Origin of the sequence: Acinetobacter tandoii DSM 14970 = CIP 107469, assembly GCF_000400735.1 — a bacterium.
Lineage (GTDB): Bacteria > Pseudomonadota > Gammaproteobacteria > Pseudomonadales > Moraxellaceae > Acinetobacter > Acinetobacter tandoii.
Genome location: NZ_KE007368.1, coordinates 18,245 through 36,125 on the forward strand (window position 1 = coordinate 18,245; position 17,881 = coordinate 36,125).

General features: G+C 42.1%; 23 protein-coding genes. All 23 read right to left on the reverse strand.

Annotated features, from left to right (window positions below):
- Window position 1 precedes the first annotated feature (1 nt).
- The 23 genes from I593_RS13435 to I593_RS13545 all read right to left on the reverse strand — a co-directional run bounded on the left by I593_RS13435 (window position 2) and on the right by I593_RS13545 (window position 17,730).
- Window positions 2-3,142 (reverse strand): hypothetical protein, encoded by a 3,141-nt coding sequence (locus I593_RS13435; protein WP_016168130.1) that lies wholly within the window; start codon window positions 3,140-3,142, stop codon window positions 2-4.
- Window positions 3,139-3,243, reverse strand: a complete 105-nt coding sequence (locus I593_RS20885; RefSeq protein WP_228130583.1) for a GpE family phage tail protein — start codon at window positions 3,241-3,243, stop codon at window positions 3,139-3,141. Before I593_RS20885 ends, I593_RS13435 begins: the two co-directional genes overlap by 4 nt.
- A gap of 23 nt (window positions 3,244-3,266) precedes the next feature.
- Complete coding sequence (locus I593_RS13445; RefSeq protein ID WP_016168131.1) at window positions 3,267-3,602, reverse strand: phage tail assembly protein; 336 nt, start codon at window positions 3,600-3,602, stop codon at window positions 3,267-3,269.
- Window positions 3,603-3,675: 73 nt separating this feature from the next.
- Window positions 3,676-4,191: a phage major tail tube protein gene (locus I593_RS13450; protein ID WP_016168132.1), complete on the reverse strand. Its 516-nt coding sequence runs from the start codon at window positions 4,189-4,191 to the stop codon at window positions 3,676-3,678.
- 17 nt (window positions 4,192-4,208) lie between these two features.
- A complete protein-coding gene (locus I593_RS13455) occupies window positions 4,209-5,381 on the reverse strand; it encodes a phage tail sheath protein (RefSeq protein ID WP_016168133.1) in 1,173 nt (390 codons plus the stop codon).
- Window positions 5,382-5,483: 102 nt separating this feature from the next.
- The gene (locus I593_RS13460; protein ID WP_016168134.1) at window positions 5,484-5,897 is read right to left on the reverse strand and encodes a hypothetical protein; all 414 of its coding nucleotides are present in this window, start codon (window positions 5,895-5,897) and stop codon (window positions 5,484-5,486) included.
- On the reverse strand, window positions 5,897-8,824 hold the full coding sequence (locus I593_RS20890) for a phage tail-collar fiber domain-containing protein (protein WP_016168135.1): 2,928 nt from the start codon (window positions 8,822-8,824) through the stop codon (window positions 5,897-5,899). Before I593_RS20890 ends, I593_RS13460 begins: the two co-directional genes overlap by 1 nt.
- Window positions 8,825-8,827: 3 nt before the next feature.
- On the reverse strand, window positions 8,828-9,358 hold the full coding sequence (locus I593_RS13470) for a phage tail protein I (RefSeq protein ID WP_016168136.1): 531 nt from the start codon (window positions 9,356-9,358) through the stop codon (window positions 8,828-8,830).
- Window positions 9,355-10,260 (reverse strand): baseplate J/gp47 family protein, encoded by a 906-nt coding sequence (locus tag I593_RS13475; RefSeq protein WP_016168137.1) that lies wholly within the window; start codon window positions 10,258-10,260, stop codon window positions 9,355-9,357. The genes I593_RS13470 and I593_RS13475 overlap by 4 nt, the downstream gene beginning before the upstream one ends.
- Window positions 10,257-10,604 carry a GPW/gp25 family protein gene (locus I593_RS13480; protein WP_016168138.1) on the reverse strand — a complete coding sequence of 116 codons (348 nt, stop codon included), beginning with the start codon at window positions 10,602-10,604 and terminating at the stop codon, window positions 10,257-10,259. The genes I593_RS13475 and I593_RS13480 overlap by 4 nt, the downstream gene beginning before the upstream one ends.
- Entirely contained in the window at window positions 10,601-11,230 is a 630-nt protein-coding gene (locus I593_RS13485; RefSeq protein ID WP_016168139.1) for a phage baseplate assembly protein V, read from the reverse strand. Before I593_RS13485 ends, I593_RS13480 begins: the two co-directional genes overlap by 4 nt.
- A gap of 76 nt (window positions 11,231-11,306) precedes the next feature.
- Window positions 11,307-11,753 carry a phage virion morphogenesis protein gene (locus tag I593_RS13490; RefSeq protein WP_016168140.1) on the reverse strand — a complete coding sequence of 149 codons (447 nt, stop codon included), beginning with the start codon at window positions 11,751-11,753 and terminating at the stop codon, window positions 11,307-11,309.
- Between the two features lie 3 nt (window positions 11,754-11,756).
- On the reverse strand, window positions 11,757-12,266 hold the full coding sequence (locus I593_RS13495; RefSeq protein ID WP_016168141.1) for a phage tail protein: 510 nt from the start codon (window positions 12,264-12,266) through the stop codon (window positions 11,757-11,759).
- 34 nt (window positions 12,267-12,300) lie between these two features.
- A complete protein-coding gene (locus I593_RS13500) occupies window positions 12,301-13,155 on the reverse strand; it encodes an N-acetylmuramidase domain-containing protein (protein ID WP_016168142.1) in 855 nt (284 codons plus the stop codon).
- Window positions 13,152-13,424: a phage holin family protein gene (locus I593_RS13505; RefSeq protein ID WP_016168143.1), complete on the reverse strand. Its 273-nt coding sequence runs from the start codon at window positions 13,422-13,424 to the stop codon at window positions 13,152-13,154. The genes I593_RS13500 and I593_RS13505 overlap by 4 nt, the downstream gene beginning before the upstream one ends.
- Window positions 13,421-13,771: a putative holin gene (locus I593_RS13510; RefSeq protein ID WP_016168144.1), complete on the reverse strand. Its 351-nt coding sequence runs from the start codon at window positions 13,769-13,771 to the stop codon at window positions 13,421-13,423. Before I593_RS13510 ends, I593_RS13505 begins: the two co-directional genes overlap by 4 nt.
- A 2-nt stretch (window positions 13,772-13,773) precedes the next feature.
- Window positions 13,774-13,986, reverse strand: a complete 213-nt coding sequence (locus I593_RS13515) for a tail protein X (RefSeq protein WP_016168145.1) — start codon at window positions 13,984-13,986, stop codon at window positions 13,774-13,776.
- Between the two features lie 5 nt (window positions 13,987-13,991).
- Window positions 13,992-14,219: a hypothetical protein gene (locus I593_RS13520; RefSeq protein ID WP_016168146.1), complete on the reverse strand. Its 228-nt coding sequence runs from the start codon at window positions 14,217-14,219 to the stop codon at window positions 13,992-13,994.
- A gap of 3 nt (window positions 14,220-14,222) precedes the next feature.
- Window positions 14,223-14,462: a hypothetical protein gene (locus I593_RS13525; RefSeq protein WP_016168147.1), complete on the reverse strand. Its 240-nt coding sequence runs from the start codon at window positions 14,460-14,462 to the stop codon at window positions 14,223-14,225.
- Window positions 14,459-14,908: a head completion/stabilization protein gene (locus tag I593_RS13530; protein ID WP_016168148.1), complete on the reverse strand. Its 450-nt coding sequence runs from the start codon at window positions 14,906-14,908 to the stop codon at window positions 14,459-14,461. The genes I593_RS13525 and I593_RS13530 overlap by 4 nt, the downstream gene beginning before the upstream one ends.
- Window positions 14,909-15,020: 112 nt before the next feature.
- Entirely contained in the window at window positions 15,021-15,839 is an 819-nt protein-coding gene (gene gpM / locus I593_RS13535; protein ID WP_016168149.1) for a phage terminase small subunit, read from the reverse strand.
- 6 nt (window positions 15,840-15,845) lie between these two features.
- Entirely contained in the window at window positions 15,846-16,856 is a 1,011-nt protein-coding gene (locus I593_RS13540; RefSeq protein ID WP_016168150.1) for a phage major capsid protein, P2 family, read from the reverse strand.
- A gap of 31 nt (window positions 16,857-16,887) precedes the next feature.
- Window positions 16,888-17,730, reverse strand: coding sequence for a GPO family capsid scaffolding protein (locus I593_RS13545; protein WP_016168151.1), 843 nt, complete (start codon window positions 17,728-17,730; stop codon window positions 16,888-16,890).
- Between the last annotated feature and the right edge of the window lie 151 nt (window positions 17,731-17,881).

The window sequence follows — 17,881 nt, forward strand, 5'->3', positions numbered from 1 at the left end:
CCTAAAGTTGATCTAGAAAACTGCTTCGCACACGTGCTTGCTTTTGTTGATCACGACGATCTAACACGCTTTCAATCATGTTTTGCAGTTGTTGTAGGTTTTGTCCTGGTGCAGCGTGGATCTGGATTGTAATCGTGTCGCCTTGAACAATCACATCGCCACGGCTTGAACCAGAAAATTGAGCTGCAGGACTAATTTTTGCCAATGCAGGTGCGACATTAATTTTTTCTGCAGTACTGGCATTCGGATTGAATACATTGAGCACCTGATTAAATTTATCTTTTAGACCAGGTAAACCTTGTTCCAAACCTACGCGAATTCCCCCCATAACATGACCACCTAAGGCAGCCATGACACGGCTTGGGGAATGAATATCCATTTTTTTCCGCATGAAGTCTGGCATATAACTATTAATGGTCGACCAAACCCCTTTTAGTTTTTCAAAGCCTGATTGAATACCTTCAATGAGTCCTTGGACAATATGGCTACCCAAAGTTTTCATTGAACCATATAACCCGGACAGGAAATTCAATACTGAATTAAAGGCGCTGCTGATATAAGGCAAAGGTGATATGAGCGTGAAAATATTACAAAGGGTTTGCCATGCTGTAGAAACTCCTGCTTTGATACTGTTCCAAACCCCCATTACATAGTTTTGAACAATTTGGAATCCAATACTGACAATGCTGAATACTGCATTTACTTTTGCAGCGATGGTTGAAGTGATACCTTGCCAAATTGTTGAAATAAAGCCACTGACCATGCTCCAAACTGTAGTTACAAAAATGGATACATTGCTGAAGCCAGTCATAATGCTACTTATAATTGCATTTACTCTGGTCGATACACTGATGTATACCGCATCCCAGATTTGAGCAAAGAATGCTGAAATACTGGACCAATTGGCAATAATTAAACGTGGAATCCCAATAAATGGCATAAGGAACGTTAGGAATGGATTATTGGCAAAGGTGTTATCCACGCTTCGAATGATTCCCATAACAAAGTCTATGCCTGATTGAAATGCAGTTTTTACCCCACTCCACACACCCGTAATAATGGCAGTCATACTGCCCCAGATGTTCTGAAAAACATTGCTGATATCGGTGACGGCAGTATTAAAAATTGCTTTTACTGTTCCCCATAAATCGACAAAGAAGCCTTTGATTGGTTCCCAATTTTTATAAATGAGAAATGCTGCAGCTGCGACTGCTGCCACGGCCAACAAGATCGGATTTGCCATAAATAAACGGCCTAGCCATAAAACAGAGCGTCCAAGTCCCATAAATACGGATTTTACGATGCCGAATACTGATGGAATTTTGCTGAAGGCTTTACCTAAAACTGAACCACTCGCAGCGGTTGAAGCCATGATTAAACGTAGGCTTAACATGCTTAGAATAAGGGGGGAAAACACCACCAAAGCACCACCAATGGCAATTAAGCTACTTGCTATAACCAATAGCCCAATTCCAAAAGTTTTCGCTAAAGTTGGGTTTTTCTCCATCCAACCCGTAAAGGTTTGGAATGCCCCTGCTGCCAGTTCAAGTGCTTTGGTATAGACAGGCAAAATGGTTTGTCCAAAGCGTAAATACGCATCATGCAATTTGGCTTTGGCTTCGAGTTCTTTACCCGTGGTTGACCCTCTGGCTTGGGTATCCAATTGTTCAATATTGAATGCCCCTGCATTGAGTTTGGCATTCTTATGGATTTGCTCACGCTGCATGTACATTTGAGCAAATAGATTGGATGCAGTACGGTTAGAGAAGATGCTTCCGATCGCATCGACAACGTCCCCTTCTTTGGTAATACCTTTGGCATTTAAGGCAGGTACCAGGACTTGTTCCATCCATGCAAATTGATCTTTTTTAAATAATTCTGCCCCTTTAATTGCACCGATATCGAGATAAGATAAATCCCCTGTTTTATTGTGTTTAACCTTGCTCATATCCCCAATTAAATCGAACTTGGCCAGGTTATTTGCAGCTCGCTGCGTGGTTCGTCCTTGGTATAAGTTTTGGTATGCAGACATCATGGATGTACCAACTCGGTGACCACCCATTTCCTGCACCAGAGGTTCTAACTTGTAGTAAAACGCCTTGTTATCAAAGCCCTTGGCAGCAATACCGCCTGTTTTAATGACATTGAGCCATTCTTCTGGCTGAACACGTCCACCTGTTGCGGTAATGACTTGCTGAATAATATTGGCTTGCTCTTTAAATGCAGCTTCACTTTTTAAACCGTTCCGCATTTCAATGACTTTAAGCATGTCCATGAATTTCTTTTCATTTTCTGCCCCATGTTCATTGCCATACATGGCTTCATTGGCAAACTTCATCTTAGAAAGCATAGGTGCAACAATTTTTGCATGGTGCACGTCTGCAAAGGCGGTGACCCCATCACGTACTAAAGTTAAGTTGTCGAGTGTACTGGTACCAAACGTTTTCATGGCTTTTGCGTACTTGATCGCCTCTTCGGTGGCATCTTTACCTAAACCTAATGAAGCGATTCGGTTCTGCTCGACGTCGACACGTTTACTTTCATTAATCGGCTTTTGCATGGTGTACATTGCACCGACACCTGTAGCGACTGCACCTGCACCATACATGGCAGCTGTACGTGCATGACCTGAAAAATTGCCATGTGTTTTCTGCAACTGGTTTAAGGTTTCTAGTTTTTTCTTTTGACTGTCAATCGATGTGTTGGCTGAATTAATTCTTCTAGAAAGTTCAACTTGGTGATCTGCCAGACTCCCTGTACTAATGCCTGTTTGCTTAAGCTCATTACGCAACTGCTGCAATTTGGTTTGATTCTGGGTATGGGCATCTTTGAGCTTCTTGGCTTCTCTGGTCGCCTTATCAAATTCCTTGGTTAACTTTTCAGATGGATTTGCATTCATTTCAAGACGTAATGATTTAATCCGCTCTTGAACGGCTTTTAAAGCATTGCCACTTTCTTCCGTGGCTTTCTTATGTTTGACGTAACCATCAATTTGCTTTTGTTGGTCGTTCAGCCTTTTTAATTCGTCACGGGTATTCTTTAAAGCCTTGCTGGCAGCATTACTGCTGCCAGCAATCACTTTAAGCGCAGGACTGAGTTTATCCCTGCCTCCAAAAAGGACTTCTAATCTTAATTTTTTCATTCGGCATCTGACCCATTTCGTTCAATGGCTTTTTGATGCCATTGCATCAATTCACTGAGTGTCATATCGACATAGGCTTGCGGTGGCCAGTGAAATACCACCGCAATATTTGAGATAGCGTCGTCTACAGTTGGCGTAACGCTTCTACACGCACAGATTTCGGTTGCAAAAAAAGCACGAGCGCACCACCAATCTGGGCAAGATCTGCAGGTTCGAGTTGATTGATTTGGGATTTCGTTAATGTCGGTGTACTCACACGAGGTAGCACTGTACAAATGGCAGTTACATCACCATTTAAAAGATCGGCAATTTTTACCCCCTGCAATGCAGTAACATTGGGTTTACGAATTTCTAATGCATTGATTTCAATGGTTCCCATCATCAATGGCGTTTCAAGATCGATGGTTTGTAAGTCTGGGTTGATGGCTTCTAAGTTTTCAATTTGCTCTTGAGTAGACATGTAAGTGATTCCTTAAATAAAAATATGATGTAAAAAACCTTCTGCAGCACTGGGCTACAGAAGGGTAGGAAAATTAATGGCCAATGTTGGCTTTGTGCTTTTCAAGTAGATCTACACCATTGACACGTTCAATCATGTTTGGAATATCAATGAGGATTTTTTCTACGCCATCGATTGAGAGTTTGTAGTACGACCAGATGGTTTTGACTGAGGTTTCAGTGTCATCGCCTGCTTTTTGATTGCCGAAGTCGATTTCTTCATGACGACCACGTACCACAATTTCGACTGCAGTCGTTTCTCCAGTGTCATCACGCTGATATGAGCCGGCAAAACGCAACATGTTGGCCGCAACCGTTGCTGCCCCCCACTGTTCTAGAATAAGGGAATCGATACCGCCCAATTTCCAATTAAACTCGGTGGCATCATCCCCTAAGCCCAAGTCAATTTTGACGTTGCCATTCATACCACCGCCACGCCAGTCTTCAAACTTGCGAACCAACTTTGGAATGGTGACTTCACCTGTTTGACCGAGGTAGGAATTACCATCGTTAAACAGGTCCATCATTTTTAATTTTCTAGGTAAACCCATGCTGTTTTATCCTTATTTTATGCAGTCATACGTGAAGCAAAATCAGCTAAATATTTGTCTGTAATGCGCTGACGTAAAGTGAGATCTTCTAATGGTGGGACTGGAGTGAAGTCATAGTCCAAAATGAGCTGACCATTTTTCAGGGTTTCTTTACTGTTGGCTGAGTCATCAAACCAACACTCAGCATCGATGATGTAGCCTTGTGTTTTGAGATCACGGAATTTGGCATTGATGCCTTCGACAATGTCTCGCGCTAGACTAGGATGAAGTGGCTTATCAACCGCCCACATGTGCCCTTCTGCCATCGTGTCGGAAATTACATGTGCTGTACGCGTGTAGTTTTCAAATTGGAATAATGGATCTGTAGCACAAGTACGAGACCCCCAAAAGCGGAAGCCATCACGCTGAATGAGCGTAGTGATTTCATTGCTGTTGAGATAGCCTGCATCGGTGTCCATGCTTTGCAATTGCCAGAACACATCTTTAGAAATACCCGTCACACCATTGACTGGCACGTTGGATAGGGTTTTATGCCAACCGATTTCTTTATCAATTTTTGCGCGTAAGCCTAGTGCTCGAGCAGTCGCTTCAAAAGTTGAGGTTGATGACGTTACGGTGTCCCAACCTAAAAAGTCTGGCCAGATGACCATGGTTTCGCGTGAACCGATAGCATCACGATAAGCCGATGCTTCTTCTTTGGTTTCACAGCCATGTGCTGATACATAGTTAAAGGCACGTAAACTTCCTGCAATACTTGTAAGTGAAGCCGTCACCGCTGCAGTGTCGAGTCCTGGTGCACCTAAAATACGTGGTTTAACGCCAAGGTGCTGCTCCGCGGTAAGTAACGCTTTCATACCTGTGTAGTTGCCGTTGACTGTGCCACCAATGACTGCTGTGGTTTGTTCCGCTTCGCTGACGGCCGTTGCAACACGTACAACCACGACAAGGGTATTGGTTTGGTCAACAATGGCTTGTAACGAACGGGCTAAAGTTCCTTTTGTCCCGGCTTTACCAATTGCAGTTTGGATGTTGGTAATTAAAGTGGCTTTATTGAGTGGGAAAGTTTCTGCATCTGCATCTTCACTGGTGGCAATAAGCCCAATGACTGCGGTGGATACGGTGCGAATTGGTCGAATACCATCATTGAGTTCAATGACTCGTACTCCATGAAAATATGAATCTGTAGCCATAAAAAAGCCTGTGATCTGTTGTTTTGTTTTCAGATCACAGGCTTACAAATTGGAATTTCTTTGTCAGTCGTTTAGGTTTGTATGTGAGTTATATACAAAAATTTATAACGACATTGCATAGGTCCACATTTCATCGACTTGCTCAGCAGTTAAGTTTAGAAACCCAAGCATATATTGAACAGATTCATTGATCCGCTCAAAGCGTTCCGATTCGTTATATTCAATTTGAATACGGGTTTTCATGATTGGATCTTCGATTGCATTAATGGTCTGCTCTACGGTTTCGAGTAGGTTATTTTCCAATAATGCCAATTTAAACTGACGACGCGTGAGTGATTGGAATTGAGCCAGTCGAAGCTGTTCTTTTTCTTCATCACTGAGATAGTTTTGTGGATTGAGATGGCGATCAATTTCATCTGTGGTCATTGCTACAAATTCATCTGTAATTAAATCATCTTGTGAACCATCTGCTTCGAATGCGTAGACTTCACCTGTAGGGTTCTTAAAGTATTTCATTATCTTAACTCCGACCAGAATGCGATGGTGTTGGCTGTACTTGTCACACTATAGGTTGCACCTGCTGGAACAATGGCCTGAACTGCTGCACCACCACCAACTTGGTTTTGACGACCTCGATCTACAGCAACTCCGCCAACTGTAAGCGTCATTTCACCTTGGTTACTCTGCTCCCATGCGACAGATACCATGATGGGTTTACCTGTAGAATTGGTATACGTAGTTGCAAGTGAACGACTTGCTGTTAAGTTTTGCCATGTCTGGCCAACACCTAAGCCAACCGTATCGATAGAAATATTACCTGAGCCATCGAAAGTAGCTGAACCTGTAATGGCACCTGTCAGGGCAATAGTACGAGCCGTGGCAAGTTTGGTCGCTGTTGCAGCATTACCTGTGGTGTTTTGATTACCTGCCGTATTTACACCAGGTAAATTGATATTGGCCGTACCATCAAAATTGACTCCGCCAATGGTGCGCGCTGTTTCTAATTTTGTTGCACTCGCAACATTGTCAACTAAACGCGCAAGCTTATAAGCAGTGCCGTTATGAAAATATGCACCATCTTCACCGAGAAAAAGTGTAGAAATCGTAGCGCCTACATCGTTGGCCAAACTCAGACCAATTTGTCTATTAGTGCTGTTCCATTTTCCAGTATGTAAATATTGTGCATAGCCTGCACCAGAAACTTTGTTGTAGTTGCCGAATTTTAATAAGTTATAACCTTCGGTATTACCGTTCCCAATAGTAATATCCGCAGGAAGATTACTAATATTAATATCAGCAGAACCATCAAATGGGGTGCCATTGATATTTTTCGTTGCTGCAAGTTTGGTCGCAGTCGCGGCATTGCCTGTGAGATCTCCTTCGAATTTGTTGGCATACATAGACCCAATGGTCTTGATATCACCTTTAGCGTAGATCCCATTCACTGGTACCAATGATGCATCTGAATATGAGTTCGATACTAATAAGCCACCAACATTAATATTTTGAGCAGAACCAGAATTAAGAAAGCTGACCGCCACCGCTGAGTTAATCCCACTTTTAAGTGTAATTGAGGCATTAAAAGTCGTTACACCTGTAACCGTACCGCCTGTCAACGCAAGCTTTGTAGCATCAGCAATTGTAATGTTTGCTGAACCGTCAAAATTGACACCATTAATTGTCCGTGCTGTAGCAAGTTTGGTTGCGGTCGCTGCATTGCCTGTAATATCTGAACTGGTCAGCGCAAGTGTGCCCGATGCTAAAGGGAAATAAACAACTATTTGACCTGTATTATTACTTGGTTCAGAACGTCTCCATACATAGCAGCTAGACGCATCTCCAGTACCTGAAGCTTCAATCCCCCACCATTTACTGGTTGAACCCTCATTTACATTTGCTAGTTCGAGACGTAATGAAGGGTATGAAGCGCTAATCGATTGAGGTGCCCATTTATTTGTTGCATTCAGTAATGGTACCGCAGCCCCAGAAGTCCCAATATTATATGTTGCTGCTGAACCCAGCCCTAAATTTGTTCTTGCAGTTGCAGCATCTGCTAAATCTGACAGATTAGCACTATTTGCTAATTTGCTGTCCTGAAGTGCTTTACCTTGGGCAGCCGTTAAGGCTTGATCTGTAGCGGTACTGGTCAATGTGTTATTCAGTTGAACTACACCGCTTTGGGTAACAGAAGCTGAACGAATGTTCTGTTGTGACAAACTTGTGATTTGCCCTTTGTCATTCACCGTAATGGATGGAATTTGAATGGTGGATGCATAAGTCCCCGCAACCACGCCAGAATTGGCTAGGGTCAATACACATGAAGAATTTGCTGAGCCATCAATGGAAAATGAACCAGTTGCAGCACCAGAGAAACTGACAGTTCGCGCAGCTTGCCATTTAGATGCACTGGCAACATTACTGCTTATACGAGGCAAAATGTAATTTGTTGCAGCTCCTAAATTATCAGGAGCATTCACTTGTGCAACTTGCGGATTAATATCAAGCTGTGAATTTAAGCCTACAAATGCAACCCATTGAACCCGTGTATAACCTAATGCATTAATCCAGATTTCATAATTGTCTGAACCAAGAGCAACTAAACCTACATTCAAAAAATTATTAAGGCCATCAACAACATACCAGACGCAATTCATACCTGTTGATGGATTATTATTTCCAGAGCGTAAAACGATAGTTTGAATAGCACATTGCGATACTGATCCTGCATTAAAACCTTGACCACCCGTAAAGTCGATTCTGACACTATCACCATTTTGTGGAATTTTAGCAGTAGCAAACTTCAACCAACCTGGACTCGCTCCAGTGAGGAGCTTATCGCCTGATAGTCTTAGTTTTTCAGCGCTTACAGCATTTGCCGTTTTGTCTAACTTATTGTCTTGAAGTGCTTTACCTTGCTTGGCCGTCAACGGTTTCGTTGAATCACTGGTGGTCAGATTATCCACCAATTCATTACGACGAATATAATTGGTATCGACCCATGCTCTAGTCGCGTAAATTAATGAATTATCTAAATAGAGTGCGATAACTTCAGCATTTTGAATATTAATAACGAGCTTCAGCGCAATTTCACGTGCGCCACCTTCATCGGCTAAAGGTTTATAGGTGGGTGGATAGTTGGCATTCACCACCATGGTTGAACCTGCATAAAGCCCAAGTTCACGAATATAGAAACCACCTGTAGTTGAAGGAATAATAGCTTCACAGACGATTTGATTGGTGTTGTTTGGATTGATCTCGACGACATTGAGAGCGATACGAGCTTTTTCATTTACTAATGCAGTTCGCGTTTCTAAAGGCGTAGGCACTGAGCCATTGCCATCCCCAACCGCAATATGAGAATAGTTAATTTTATTATTGAGGGTTGCACTGGCAATCAGTGCTTTACCGTTATTGGTTAAAATACCTTTGTAGGTTGCTGCCATATTCTACTCGACATAAATTGTGACTGTTTCCGCGCCATGAGTGCCGACAGCAACTCGCGGAATACAGATGGGTTGAACATTAATAATTAAATTGGTGAGGTGACGACTGGCAGGCTTTGCATCTTTTACAAGCCGATTCACTTCGGCATAGGTGTCCTCGGTCAGTTCCAAACCATTGAGATCCAGTTCTAAGGTGAAAGTTCCTGGTGTACCCATCGGGGTGGCTTCGAACCATTCTTTGAAAATGCACTGATAGCCAAACTGTGCCAGTACTTCACGAACCGCCTGACGCGTTCCTTTAATTTGATGTTGACGAAAGGATTTTTTAATCAGTTGACGCTGTAATGACGGTTGCCAACTGGTGTCCCATGAGTCGACTGAATACTGCCAAGCAAGAAATGATAAAAATGGATCTGGCGCATCATCGATGGAAGCCAGTGTTTTGATTGCTACAGATAAGGCACTATTTTGTGATGTGACTGCTGTGAAATTTCGCTCGAATTGAGTGCTATTCGGAGGGAGTAATTGGCTCATTCAACCCCTCCGATCGTTACTGAAATACTGGTGCAATAGGATGCTTGGGCAGGTGTTAATACGACATCTGCCGTAGGGCTAATCAATTCGACTCGATTTACACCATCAATATGTAAAGCTGCATAGATTGCAGACATGCGAATGGATCTGCCCAATCGTTTTTGTTTGGTGGCGTAGGCAGTTACATTGGCAATTGCTTGTTGCAACAACGTTGCTGCTTCTGGATCTTTGCCAATGTAGAGTTTGGCATTAATGGCATAGTTAACAATCGATGCCGACTGAACGGTGACTCGATCACCAATAGGACGAACATCTTCTGCGGTCACCGCATTTGTGACAATTTGAACCAGTTCTGGAGAAGCAGCTCCAGTCAAAGAGTCCGCTTGTAAAATGGTTAAAGTGACATAGGCAGGTTGAGGTGAAACCACTGAAACATCACCGACACGACCATCGGCATCACGCGCAAATTTCTTATAAGCTGCTTCAGGTCCTGCAACGGATAAGGTATCAAAAGCCAGTTGAATCCGTTCACGGAAAGCATCGTCTGATTCCATCACCGCTGCAGTTGGAGGTGTTTTAGTATTATCTGCAGGCTTGATGACTAAACGAACCACATTGAAGTTTGCCCCGACTTGATCCAGATCATTATTGGTTGCATAAGCCAATAATAATGCACGTGCAGAGGTATTAATACGGTTACGCAAGACCAATTCACGATAGGCGTTTTCTTGAAGAAACTTAGTCAGAGGTTCGCTCTCACGCTCTAATGTTTCCGAAATTTGAACTTTTTGATCGTCTGAAAAAAGTGAAATTAGAGCGATTTTTCTTTCTGCATAAATAGATTCAAAGTCTAGACTTTCAATAATGTCGGGTGGTGCAAGTTGGCTAAAATCAACACTCATGCTTTTGCCCCCATATTGAGTGGAATTCTTAAATTCATGGCTTGTCCTGATGTTTTAAAAACACCTTCTATGTCAAAAACCAAACCACTCCCTGCTACGCTATAAACAGTAATTTGGCTAATGTTGATTCGCTGTTCCCAAGTTGAAACTGCGGTATAAATTGCGCTGTAACATTTCAGTACCAGAACATCATTGATGGGTTGATCGAGCAGTTCGAAAATAAGTGACCCATAAGATCGACGCATGACACGACTACCAATGGGTGTAGTAATAATGTCTTGTAATGATTGCTGAATGGATTCTTGTACTGTGGTGATGACTTGGCCATTATTTTTATTAATCATGGAACGGGTACTCCTGATGTTCCGCCACCTGTTTGAACGCCAGATGTTTTGTGCGACTTCAGGCTGATATTGCCTGCTTTAACATCGGCTTCTGTGCTGAAATCACCTGTTGAATGGCTACTACCCTGTACTAATTGGCTACCGCCAACCGTGTTATTCCCTGTCATGGCCTGACTACCATTGACCTGAACGTTGCCATTGATGGTGGTATCTCCATTGATGGTGATGCCACCTAAGGCTGTGATAACTGCCGTACCACCTGTAGGCAGGATAGCTTCCAATGCATGGCTACTCACGTCATAAGAAATCAGGCAACCATCGGCAAAAATACGAATATTTTTATTCAAATCGTTTGAAGGAGCAGGATTGGATTCGTTGTTTAAACCTGCAATCGCCACGCCCATTTCTAAAACACCGCAAGGACTGAGGACTACGACTTCCTCTCCAATACTAGGTGGATCCCAAGTTTTATCGTCCCCTGCTCTTAAATTTAAATAACGAATTTCTGCAGTCGTAATCTCGCCTAAATCGACGGTGACTGTTGTAAAAGGTTGAGACGGTGTAATGGTCTTGATCCGTCCTAAACGGATTAAATTTTCAAGACGTCGAGCGAGTTCTGCATTCATGATGCAATCGTTATGCAGCCCACTAATTTATGCATGTGGTTATTTTTGTATGTGAGTTATATACAAATGAATTTTATTATTTTGATAAATGATTCAAGACTTCAGATTCGATCAGATCTAATTCGTCGGGTGTGAATCCTAAAAGTTCACGAGCATCATATTTGACAGTTGGACCATCTCTTTCGACCCGATCTCGTAAACCATATTGGTGAACACGTGCAATGTTTGCCACTCGATTCATAAAGCCTATAGCAACGCCATCGGCAGTTCGTTCAATACGCATATATTTTGAAGTTTTAATGACATTGAACATTTTGTTCTTAATTTTATTTTTCTTGTCCCGGAGACGTTTTTTTCTGGGTACAAAAGCAGAGCCATCTGGATTTTGCTGTTTCGATATCCTGGTCTTTTGCGATGCCCGAATTTTACGGGCAATACTCATTTCTAATTTATGCAACTCAGCATCACTTAACTGAATCAGCAAAGCGCCAAGATGCTCATTGAGTGCCTGCAGCTCTGCCATGTATTAAGTTCCAAAGTAGTAATTTTCAGGAGGTGCAGATAACCATTCTGCCAATGTTTCCCCAGTTTTCTGGTCAATCATTTTAAATGGTTGAGATTCTGTGGCCGTTTCGTACTGAGGTTCATCAGGGAATGTGATATCCAATGTGCCATTTTCCTGACGTTTGACAATGACTCGCTCTGTAATTGGTAAGGTCAAGGACAAATCCACCGTATTATTACTGAGAATTTCAGTTTCAAATTTGAAGGCTTCTTTGGATTTATCCAGATTGACCAATAACTCACTTTGATGGACACGTACCCATGCAAACAATGGAAGCATGACTGCATCCAATTCTCCTGCAAAACCTGTCAGGATGAAATTTAAGTCATAGACATATTCGAATGAAAGCCCATTTGCCAGCGTACAACGGACATTACCTTTGTCAGTAAAAATGAGCATACGATCTGGATCGCGCTGTAACTCTTTCACTGAATTGAGTAAATGGGTGCGTAGGCTATTGGGCTTTTTCATGGTTTTGCTCCTGAAATAAAATGCAGTGTTACCATCATGCGACTTGCTTCATGCCATAGATCGGCTCTAGGTGATCCCATTCTTTTTGGAACTTGGCTTGATAACCCAATTTTTTATAGTTCGGACCGTTGTAAAGACTAAATACGGAAGCCCAATCTTCGGCACGGAGTGCATCTAGTAACGCCACTTTTTTTCCATTGACTGTTCCAGTTTTCCACTCAATAAATCGGATAAAGGCTTCAAGCTGCAGCGATTCACTGGTTTGCATTTGCTCGACAAAGTCTGCGACTGAGTCATAACCCAATTCTTTCCAATTTTCACCCATGATTTGGAACTGCCCCCAACTACAGGACATCAGAGCAGAATCTGTATGAATATTCTGTGCCAGACGTAAACGGGTGTATTCAGCTTCATTGCCTTTGTAGCCACCAGTGACTGGATTCACGATACTTGGGCATGATTTTACTTGCAGATTGGCAAAGGCTTTGCCTTTGAATTCGGTCAGGTAAAAGTACATACGATGACGTTCAAATAGGATTTTTGCTTTACCATTTTTAAGGAAGCCAACGCCACGACCTTCAACTGCACCAAACACACGAATGGCTAACTCTGAAACTTTCAAGCGTTTGGCAGCTGCAACATAATCACTGTCTTTGAGCAATTTACTAATGTCTGAACCTGCAAGTGCTGCACGGGTTTTATCCCCGACTTTGCCGTCGACCAAAAGTCCTTTGCTTTTTTGGAATTGAATAACTGCATATTCGGTACTTTCACCAAACAAACCATCGGTACTGAGTGGCTTACCTGTTTTGCCCTTAAAGCCTAATTCTTTTAATTTTTTTTGGATGATGACGACATCTTCACCACGTGCACCAAATTTAATAATCATCGTGCTGAACTCCAAATAAGCTTGGCCACGTTACCTTTTGAATGCCAAATAATTACCGCAAGCAATACGGCAAACACGGTGTCCCACAAGGTGACAGGATCTTTAAAAAAGAGAATATGAATGGATTGCCCTAAAAAGGAGGCAATTAAAATGGCAGCTAACCATGAATAGCCACGATGGAAATTTCCACCATGGCTGAAACATGCAATACGAAAACCGCAGAGCAAATAGGCTACGACTGCGACCCACTGGAAAATTAGTTCGATCATGGTTTTCCACCTCGGAAAATGTTCAAGATGTCTGAAAGTTTGGCGGTCTTGACCCAATCCACCACTTTGATGAGTACAAATAGGCAAAGGGTTGATGTAAGAAGTGCTGCGACCGCATCTGTTTTTAGAAATGTATGCTCGGTGATTAAAGGTGCACTGATATAACCAATACCAGTCGCAAGCAACATGTTGCGGATGCGCTGATAAGCATTTAAGTCTTTCTCAAATGTGGCAATAAATGCTGCCCCTAAAACCGCCCCAAGCAATGCATTGCCATTAATAAATGGAAGTAATGAAACCGCACTGAGGGTTGCAATTGTTGCTGTAGTTGTTGTTGGCTCTGCCATGTTCAGTCCCATAGTTGGATGCTTTGTTTTGTTTGTTGTGGCGTTTCAATATCAGGCAGAATCACTTCCGTCCCCATCGGAATCAGCACACCGTGCTCAATGATGTTTGGATTTGCTTCGAGTACCATTTCGACGACTCCAGAGCTGCGTCCGTATTCACGCCAACAAATGGAGTCGATGGTGTCGTTTTGTAGGGCATTGATGGTTTTGCTCATAATGCTCAGTCCTTACAATCCAAGCTTTCAATAATTTTAATTTCGCACTCATAAGTATTAACATCGATGCCCTGAGACTGCCTAAAGAGCCTTGTTTCTGACTTCAAATTGGACTGTGTTAGATCCAAACCAAGTTCCTGAGCAATTTTTTCAAGTGCAAGTCGCTCTAATTCTTTCTGAGAAAAACGATACCAATGCGTACGTTTATGACTTTCGACTGAAGAAATATTCATGTTTCAAAATTCCCGTCTTTTTTCAATAAAGTGAATAGCAACTGCATGTGCTTCAAATTCAGTCGATGAAAGATGCTGTAAGTTTTCTAAATTGGTGTAATAGAAACTATTTTTTTCATCTTCAAGATCGATACCCAGTTTTTCAGCAATGGCTTCCGCAATAAGTCGACGTAATTCAATAGAATCCACGACTGCTATCGTTTGTTTGAACTCATCATGTTTAGTAATTGGAAAAACTTTCATATCAGCTCCACCACGGTATGGTTTTCCCCTAATAAGTGCTGAATAGCCCACTGCTTATTGCGACGATAATCATCGACGGTGCCTTCAGCTTGATCTGCTCTTTTGGCACCAGAATTGGAACTGTCATAATTGCGATAGTTCTCGTTTACTTTGGCTGCTACACCATTGGCGACTGCAGACAAATATAGAAAATCCGTTTCTGGTTGATCATTGATTTGGGTAGTGGAAAGTTCAGACAAAACGGATGCTTTGGCTTTGAGTGAAACTAGCAATCGGTTGATGTCGAGCACTTCTTCAATGATGGCTTGTTTGAGTCGTTCGTTTGTAACCGCGCTATCGATACGGACAATTTCTCGGATGTGATCCAAAAGAATAATCGGATAAAACGGGTCACTTTTGATTTCGATTTGGCTTGGTGTGTTATTGCCATTTGCGACGAATCCCATGCGATCCCCTGCCGTTGTTTTTGTTAGTGCATGGGTGGGAACAATAGTATTTATGTGTATTACAGTGTAATGACATCCCTATTGTTCGCCCATGCGGTGCGTGGGCACTCGGTTATGTCGTTTTGAACTGCAGGTCGCCCTGGTCATCTACGACTTGTGATCCATTTGCATTGAGCAATGGTTCAGTTTGTTCTGATGTTTGCTGTGGAAACTTTTTCAACAATGCTTCCACTGTTTTTAAATCCTGTTTACCGCCACATTTGTCATCCAATTCAATGGCACGACTTAAATAGCCTTGTGCAGATTTAGCACTTTCCAAATCTTGCTCTGATGGCTGGTCAGTGCTTTGAATGAGCTTGATATTGGCTTTACCGAGTGCAACAAAAAGTTTGGCTTTAACCTGATCTGGCATGTCCAAAACTTTTGGATCGATGTCTGGATCTTCTTCATCACTTGGAATAACCAGTGATTCAAGTTGCTGAAGAACTGCAATATCCACTGCAGCATTGGTTTTAAGCGCTTTTAAAAAGGCATTGGCAATTTCTTCGGTGACTAAAACAGCCGTTTTACGCTCAAAACGATCTGGCATAATCATGTTATGACGCAGTGCAAACTCAGCCATTTCTAGGGCTTTTGCATAATTTTCTGTATCAATGCACCACACCAATAGCGTCATAAAAACTTCATCTTGGACACCTGTATTGGCTTCCATGATTCCATCTGCATACGGAATATAAGTTGGCACCAAGCTTTGTTTGAGCTTAATTTTTGCTTCAGTGGATTGAATTTGGCGCAGTCGGTGACGGTCTTGGTTGAGCTGCATCAATTGCATTTCATAAGCCGTTTGCGACTGCATGGTGCCGTACTCAGCAGCCGAAACGGCTGCTGCTTTAGCACTATGTTTGAGGAAATGTTGTCGTGCTAAGTTCATTCAACATTACCCCGCTTGGATTTCAATTTTTTCTGCCATCGCAGCTAAACCAAGATCTTCGATGTAATAGTCTTCATTCGATGATTCATAGTTTTCGATTTGATCGCGTTTAGGGTTATCGATGACCGTACGACGACGAGATCCTTCCTGCACATAAATCGATAAGTTATCGAAAGTGGTGACCAAAATGGCATCTTCTGGGAAGTATGGCACTGCATAAACAGGTAAATTGCCCATACGCTTTTGACTGATAATGATGTCTGCAGCCAACTTCTCCGAATTCGGTTGATCCTGGTTCACCAACGGGAAATATTTGTCTGCTACAGTTTTTCGGTTGCACAGCACCACAAGGTCTGGATTGTCCTGATGAACTTCATCGATCATTTCATCGACTAAGGTCATCACCAAAGCATCTACATTTTTATAATCACCTGTTTTTCCGATGATAATTTTCCCAGTGGTTGCACCTGAAGAAAGGACACGTGCTTGATTTTCTTCACGCATTTTTTGTAACCAACCTTTGTTTACATCCTGCAATTTTGGATTAGCAACAATGTCGGTTGTAGTCGCAATTGACGTACCATTGAAACCAATCATGATACGGTCAAGGGCTTGGCGTTTATGGATTTGACCGCTAAAACGAGCATAGAAATCTTTAAACTTCGCCCATTGATCCAGTTTTTGATATTTGATAGCTGTATCAAAGTCCGTTTTACGGCACATATAGAAACGCTCATCCATACCTGACGGATCTTTTGCTTGACGATCCGTATTATCCGTATTGGTACGTGAAGCAATCGGTCGAGAAATGCCAAGTCCTACGGCTGAACCTGATTGTTCTTCCACCAAAAAGACATTAATTTTCTTTAAGAATGCCGATGACAACTGGATTTTATCTTCCAGCTTTTGCTGAACAGTTGGGGCAACTGTAAACTTTTGAGAGACTTTTTCTACACCGTTTAGTTTTGCCAATTCCTTCATGGCAGCACTGAATTTAAAACGTGTTTCTGTACGCATAAGATTTACTCTTTATAATTTTAATGAAGGGTTAACATTCAACTTTTTCGGAGAATGTGTTGTTACCTGATTTAGGACGAGGTTCTTGTTCAGGTTCACCTTCCAGTTTGGTTTTCAAGTCATTGAAATCTTTTTGCAGCTGCTCATGCGCTGTGTTCAATGTATTGAAATTGCCTTCAAGTTTTGAAACAGCTTGACCTTGATCTGCTGTCTCTTGTGCAATTTCAAGAATGGCTTGTTCCTGTTCTGAGAAAGACTCCGCAGGCTTTTTCTCTACTTTTTCTTTTTTGCTAAATTTTTCTTTTACTTTTTGGATTAAGCCTGCGGAATAGGATTGCTGCTCTTTGACCTCTTCAAATTCGAGAGAGACTTCTTGAGAAGCAGTAAAGAGATTTTCAGGGCGCTGTTTTTTATCAGTAAATGGATTTACTTTGGCACCCGCTGCAAACTGCAACATTTCTGTTCCCAGTGATGCAGGACTGTCTGTTGCAGCAAGGCCGACTAAATACGCTTTACCTTTATTGGCAAAATTTGGATCAACTTCAATCGATGTATAAACTTTTTGTTTTTTCTGATTGAGTGCAATTAAGCTTTCCGTAGGTTCAATCTGAGCAAACAGCGCATCTTTTTCTTCACCATCGATGGTGACTTTTTCAGTTTTGAGTGCCAATACATCGCCATAAGCACCAAATACGCTATCGGGAAAAGGACTACGGATATGCTCAACATTGATACGCGCACCATAGGTGTTTGGATCATAGTTTTCAGCCATTTGGATAATCCAATCTGCCTGAATTTCTCGACCATCCGTAGTGTCCCCTGCTACAGCAATACAGAACCACTTGGATTTATATTTTTTATCTTCTTTGCCCATTTGCAAACCTATTCAGTAAATTGATTGTCGGATAAAAATCACGTTTTCGAATAGGTGCAGAATGGGCAATGTCACATGCCGTCTGCAATCCGAATTCCTTGTATATAACTCACATACAAATTAATCAGACTGCTAAAAAGACACGGTACTG